Source organism: Embleya sp. NPDC005575 (assembly GCF_040605455.1).
GTDB lineage: Bacteria > Actinomycetota > Actinomycetes > Streptomycetales > Streptomycetaceae > Embleya.
Genome location: NZ_JBEXCV010000276.1, coordinates 1 through 6198 on the forward strand (window position 1 = coordinate 1; position 6198 = coordinate 6198).

Consider the following 6198-nt stretch of genomic DNA (forward strand, 5'->3'; position numbering starts at 1 on the left):
GGTCCGTCCGGCATGGTGCTACGAACGGACGGCATCTCCAGATGGGGAGAGGTCGGCTGGGGGAGCTGGCAGATGGGCTTCGATCTCGTCGAGGACGCCGCGCAGGTCGGTGACGATGCGGCGGACTTCGTCCGGATCCTGACCTGCGGCTTCGCGGATGATCTGGGCGTCAAGGCGGCTCCAGGCGCGTCGAAGTATCGCGACGGAGTCCCTGGGGGCAGCGTCTGCGGCTGGAGCCAGGGCCGGGGTATAGCCGAGGGCGGCCGCGACTTCCTCCAAGCCGGCTCCCGACGTACGGCCCCGCCGCTCGGCTTCTTCCCAGACTCCGTACGGCCTGGTCGCCGTGTTGGCGCCCGACGGGCACAAGGGCGCGCATCTGGCGTTCCTTGAGTTCGGCACGCACGGTCCCGGCGAGGGCGCGGACGACGGGGACGGCGTCGATGAGGCGGTAGGCATGGGCTCGTTGCATGTCCCAGCGGGCTTGGACGTAGGCCTCGAAGGTCTCGTGTCCGGCGTGGGTGAACAAGCGACCGTCACGGACCTCCCGCAGGGCCTGGCCGGCAACGAGGACCCACTGTTCGTGGGCGGCCAGGAGCATGGCTTGGACGGCGGTCTGGGCGTCGCCGATGGTGCGTTCGTAGTGGCGGAGTTGATCGGTGGGGTCGGCGTCGGCGTCGGCGACGCGGAACTCCAGGCGTTCCTCTCGGCTGATGACGGCGCTCGGCTCGGTGACCACCGTGGCGGGCACCGGGGCGCTTTCGTCATTATCGGTGTCGTCGGAGGCCTGGCTGGCGCGGATCCGCTGGAGCTTGCGTTCACGGAGTTCTGCGCGGGTGAGGGTGGGCTCGTCGTCGGCGCTGAAACCGGCGGAGACGTCCTTCTTGCGGGCGGCGGTCACGCAGCGAGCTCCTTGGCGAGTTCCCGCATCACGGTGGCGTGTTCCGAGGTGGGAGCGTATTCGAGGAGTGGCGTTCGGGCGGCGGCGGCCTCCTTGGGTTCCTTGAGGGCTTTGATCACGACGAGGACTCCGGGGTCGACGAACTCCAGCCAGCTGTTGTGGCTGCGTTGGACAACCTGCCCCTGGCGGGAGTCGTATTCGTTGAGGACCAGGCCGAGGTAGTCGATGTCGGCGTTCGCGTCGACGGCGAGATCGTCGATCTGACGGCGCAGCATCTTGTAGGCGTTGTAGCTGTAGATGTCGGCGTTGACGGGGATGAGGACGCCTGAGCGTTGGGGGCGTTCATCTTCGCGTTGGCGGCAGTAGTACAGGGCGGCGTCGAGGGCCATGCCAAGGGAGGGTGGGCCGTCGAAGATGATGACGTCGTAATCGTCCTCGATCGGTGCGAGGGCGCGTTCGACGGTGGTGTGACTGACGCGGACCTGGCCGACGTCAGACTCATCCCCGGCATTGTGTATTCGTCGCCGCCTCCGCGGTGCCCTTTTCGCCGTAACCGGACCCGCCGGACCCCCGGAGAATCGCCCGCCGCCGGCCCCGCAGCGCCTCGGACGACGACGAGGCGTCGTCTGCGCCACGCTCCGCGACGGCGCATCTCGCTCTGGCCCAGCGGAATCCCGTCGGGTCGAGCGCTCGCCGCCGAAGCGCGGCGTGTTCCGGAGCTTCGAGTCGTTCGATCACGGGAAACGCGGTGGACGACGGCACTACCGTGAGGGCATGGGCTGGTCACTGGGCTACCTGAAACCTCGCGAACCGCAACTGCTCGATGCGGTGTTCCTCGCAGCCGGGAGGGCACTGCATCTGGCGAATGCCTTCGAGGCGAAGTGCACATACGTGTTGCGCATCGGCAATCTGGCCGCGGATCTGCGGAGCGACCCGGTATCGACCTTGCAGGACGCCATCGACGCCGCACCACCGGACAAGATGCTCGGCGGAACCCTGCACGATCCTGAATGTCGCTCGTCGGGCCCGGAACCTCATCGCCCACGAGGGCGCCGCCGTGGGCGAGATGTGGTCGGCCTCGCGACGGCACCTCATCGAGCATGCGAGGCGCCTGCGTGGGGCTGTCGCGGATCTGGCGGCGGGCGACAACCTCATTTCGCAATGGTGCTTCGGAATCGAGGAACCCGGAGAGCCCCAGCCTCGCCACCTGATCGACGCGTATCCGGCGATGGTCGACGCATGGGTCTTCGGTCACTTCGCCGGGATGCTCGACGTCCCACGACAGGCCGACGCCACGGAACACGGCGCTCCGGCAACAACGCCGCCGGGCGAACAAGCCGGGTGAGAAAAAACCTGATGACGAGGCGACCGCCGGGCGAGCAACCGGCGCACCGATCCTTGGGTGGCCGCCCCGATTGTTCCTAGCGGAGTCCCGGGAGCATCCCGGTGAGATCGATGACCTCGATGCCCGCGGCCGCTGTGAACGCGGCCACGGTCGTCGTGGGGGTCAAACCCGGTGCCCCACGTACGTTCAGTGGGCCCTTCGACAGGGTCTTGAGGGCGTTTCGCCTGCTGGTCTTCAGGAACGCGACCGGCAACGCGCCGACCACGTAGACCTGGCGCCGGCGCCCGGTGTCGTCGAGCGAGAGGCCGACGACGTCGGCGAACAGACCGCGTTGGCGGGCGCCGTCGGCGCCCTTCCACGACGAGAGCTTGAACTCCGCCACACGGTGTGTGGTTTCCAGATCGAAGCGGCGTTCGGGGTCGTTCCCGGCTCCGAGCGAGGGGCGCTTCGTGACGGTCTCGCCTTCATCGAGAATTCTGGGCACGAGTTGGGTGATCACGGCGGCGTGGATCAGGGCGTCGAGCATGCCGACGCGCTCGCGTACGACGAGAGCGCTGTCCACCAGGTCCTCGTCGAATCCGGCCGCTTCGGCGATCGATTCGGCGTCGTGCCGGTCGATTCCGGCGAGTTGCGCCTCCACGTTCGCAAGCGTGGCGGTCAACGGGTGCGCGCAGAGGAACGAGTCCAGCCGGCGGAAGGCTTCCACGGCGTCCTCGTCCGTCAACCCGGAATCACCGGGCGGCCGACATGGCGGGATTTCCCGACCGGCGGTCGTCCTGGGGATGGCGCTCGTCGTGAAGCCCAGACGCTGGAAGACACGCAGGGCGAAGTGACTGATGAACGGCTCGCCGTCGACGCTCGCGGCGATCCTCAACGCCTGCTTCGGTGGCCAACGGCAGCCGTCGATCTCGACCCAGTGCGTGCGGATCGGATCCGGCGACACGACCGCCGTGCGTGCTTTCACCGTGGCGGCGTCCAGTGACAGCGTCCGCCCGTTCAACACGAAGTCCATCGACGGAGGCTACCGATCGAAATGTCGTCGTGCGATCAACTCGACGCGCATGCGATCCGCCCCGGACGGCCTGCAGCAACCGGGCCCGGGTCAGGCTTTCGAGACGGCGCCGGAACTCGTCCGCGTGCCACCACCCGAGCCCCTAGGGCGGACTACCCGGGCCACGACGACAGGGCCGCGCCGTACCGCGGGCACCGGTCACGCCCGACGGCCGGACGGTAGCCGCTCCGATGGGGCGCAGCGGTCCCGTGGTCGGTCCGGGCCGTCGAGGGAACTGGGGCTTCCTCGGGTCGGACCGTGCATCGTCGACCGATCTCACCAGGCGTCCCAGGAGTGCGGGATCGGGGGTGACGTCGCGCTCATGCCAGGTGGTGACGGCCTCCTGGACCCGTCCCACGCGGACGAGCAGCGAGGCCAGGGTGGCGACGTCCCACTCGTACCTGCTCGGTGTCAGGGTCTCGATGGCCTCGTCGAGGCGCCCGGTGCGCGTCAGGAGGCGGGCCAGGCATCTCCTCATGTTGGGGATGTCGGCGTCCGTACGCGCGCGCGCTTCGTCGACGGCCCGGTCGGCGTGGCCCATTTCGGAGAGCCACCACACGAGGGCCTGGTCAGGAGCGTTCGGGGATCTCGTGATCGAGGCTGCCGTACCAGGGGACCTGGTGGACATCGCCCGCGCCGACGGTCACGGTCAGGCCGAAGTCGAACACCTCCGGGCGGCCCACCCGGTCCCACCAGCGGTAGGCCTCCTCGACCTCGCTCCACAGCGAACGCGGCCCCGCCTGAAGGACGTTCGGCTGACGGCCCCGGGCAAAGCCCGCCGCGGCCACCGAGGGAACCGCGCCGCCGGCCGTCAACCACAGCGTGCCGTCACCGGCGCCCTCGCCGGGAACCAGCACCGGCACACACCCCGGAACCCGCAGACCGACGACGAAGGCGATCGGATCGTAGGGACCACCGACCACATCCGCCAACGACAGCTCGGTGGCGCCGGCACGCGCCACGCCCGGCCACCCCTCGGGAAGGTCGATCGCCGGCGGCACCGCACGCTGCGCGCGCAGCTTCATGAACGACAACGCCATCGTGAACGGACCACACGCCCGCGCCGGGCCCTCCACCACCAGGCGCAGCGCCGCGTCGTGGGGGCTGTAGTCGGTGCCCCACGGCAGGAGGAGGATCGCGCCGGGTCGGGCCTGTTCAAGCCAGGCCGCGGGGATGTGTCGGACTCCGGCGGTGACGTGGATCCGCTCGTAGGGGGCCCCGGCGGAATGGCCGTGGGCGCCGTCGCCGGTGATCACGGTGACGTCCGGGTATCCGGCGCGGGCGAGGTTCTTCCGGGCTTGGTCGGCGAGGTGTTCATCGACCTCGACGGTGGTCACCGCGCAGCCGCGGGCGGCCAGGAGGGCGGCGGTGTAGCCGGTCCCGGTACCGATGTCCAAGACGCGCTCCCCGCCGTGGACGTCCAGGTCCAGGAGCATGTCGGCGACTGCCGAGGGCATCGACGCCGACGACGACGCCACCAGGCCCGGCGCGGGGCCGGTGTGGCGGCCGTCGTCCCACTGGGTCACCAACGCGGTGTTGCCGCGCACCGCCTCCTCCCAGGCGACGGGGTCCAGCGTGCGGTCCACGGCGTGCTGTTGGCCGTCGTAGGTGAACGGCCACACCCGATCCGGGGCGAACAACGCGCGGTCGACGGCGCGAAACGCCCGCTCCCACCCCGCCGGCATGCGATCCATCGACACCAACAGGTCTGCGATCGAGGCTGGTTCCACCGCTCAGTCGTCCTTGCGGCGACGACCCGGCCCGGGCGGGCGATCCCCGTCCGGGCTCGGCGTCGGGGCCGGGTTCGGGCGCGGGTTCGTCGGCGGCTCCAGGATCGGAGCAGGATCACCACCGTGATCTCCGGGCACCACGCCACCTCCAGTGACCAAGACGCTACACACCGGAGCGTAGGAGGAGCGAACCACACACGTCAACGAAACCGCGGCACTCCCCCACGCCACCCGCCACAGGCCCGGAACGGGCACGAACACGACACGGACGACCTCTCCGGACTCCACCCACGCGAATCGCCGAAACTGCACACTACCCGACGAAACGGAACAACCCACCGCAGCACCGGAACACACCCCCGGAGAAACCACAGGACGACCCGACACCCAGGCAGGAGTCACCGGTTTCACCACGCACAAAAACCGACCAGGGAATGCCGCAACCGAACCACTCGACCTGCGAACCACCAGGTCACCACGCCCCACAGCACCCACAAAACCGAACGGCGACAGCGTCGAGACGTCACCGGCCTGTCGCCCACGTCACCTCGCTGACGTGGGCGACAGGCCCGCGCGCGGACTCGCCACCGAGAGGCTGAGGGCATCCCTGAAGAGGCCTGAGCAGGCGCGAAGGACATCCGGACCCCGAACGCGCGACAGGCCCTCACGCGGCCGTACAGGCCCCGCGTGGCCGTGTTCGGGGTTGCGCCGTGACCGGTGAGCGACCCGGTATGCGCCACCCCGACCGAGTCACCGGGCCTCCAGGACCCGACTCGCCGGGCCGGGCCGGCGCGTGCCCGAACGCGGCGGGGCCGGCGGCTTTCACATATCTGCCCTGCCGTGAGGCGTCCGGACGCCTCACGGGTCGGGTGCACGGAAGGTGCGCGAAGGGTGCGTGGAAGGTGCACGGCCTTGTGGTAGCGGCCTTTCCGTACTGGTCAAGGACATACCGGGCCCCTTGTCCGCTACCGAGCGTGTCCGGTCACCCCCTTGTCCTGTGTCGGTGGATCGGGACGTATCGGGGCGAACAGACGGAGGACAAGGGGGTGCTCGGGGTCGAGTAGTAGGCGTACAGCAGTTGGCGCCGAGAATGATCTTGCTGGCTACTCGGTCTCCGTCTCCTGAAGTAGGGGTTGGGAGGGGTTATGCCCGAAGGGCGCCCCCGGGGGCGCCC

General features: G+C 69.5%; 6 protein-coding genes. 1 reads left to right on the forward strand and 5 read right to left on the reverse strand.

The genetic code is table 11. The features are described 5' to 3' along the window. Positions 1-169: 169 nt before the first annotated feature. The 3 genes from ABZS54_RS41635 to ABZS54_RS41645 all read right to left on the reverse strand — a co-directional run bounded on the left by ABZS54_RS41635 (position 170) and on the right by ABZS54_RS41645 (position 1900). Positions 170-898: a hypothetical protein gene (locus ABZS54_RS41635; RefSeq protein WP_355548244.1), complete on the reverse strand. Its 729-nt coding sequence runs from the start codon at positions 896-898 to the stop codon at positions 170-172. Then, positions 895-1533: a ParA family protein gene (locus tag ABZS54_RS41640; RefSeq protein ID WP_355548247.1), complete on the reverse strand. Its 639-nt coding sequence runs from the start codon at positions 1531-1533 to the stop codon at positions 895-897. Before ABZS54_RS41640 ends, ABZS54_RS41635 begins: the two co-directional genes overlap by 4 nt. Positions 1534-1681: 148 nt before the next feature. Then, complete coding sequence (locus ABZS54_RS41645) at positions 1682-1900, reverse strand: hypothetical protein (protein WP_355548250.1); 219 nt, start codon at positions 1898-1900, stop codon at positions 1682-1684. A 55-nt stretch (positions 1901-1955) separates the two neighbouring features. Here ABZS54_RS41645 and ABZS54_RS41650 point away from each other — a divergent pair, with 55 nt between their 5' ends. After that, positions 1956-2243, forward strand: a complete 288-nt coding sequence (locus tag ABZS54_RS41650) for a hypothetical protein (RefSeq protein ID WP_355548253.1) — start codon at positions 1956-1958, stop codon at positions 2241-2243. Positions 2244-2319: 76 nt separating this feature from the next. On the opposite strand, the gene ABZS54_RS41655 is transcribed toward ABZS54_RS41650, so the two are convergent. Continuing rightward, positions 2320-3255, reverse strand: a complete 936-nt coding sequence (locus tag ABZS54_RS41655) for a hypothetical protein (RefSeq protein ID WP_355548256.1) — start codon at positions 3253-3255, stop codon at positions 2320-2322. A gap of 608 nt (positions 3256-3863) precedes the next feature. After that, a complete protein-coding gene (locus tag ABZS54_RS41660) occupies positions 3864-5024 on the reverse strand; it encodes a methyltransferase domain-containing protein (RefSeq protein WP_355548259.1) in 1161 nt (386 codons plus the stop codon). Between the last annotated feature and the right edge of the window lie 1174 nt (positions 5025-6198).

Bases quoted from the DNA above. Each gene is read 5' to 3' on its own strand.
- ABZS54_RS41655 (WP_355548256.1), bottom strand. From the start codon at position 3,255: ATGGACTTCGTGTTGAACGGGCGGACGCTGTCACTGGACGCCGCCACG.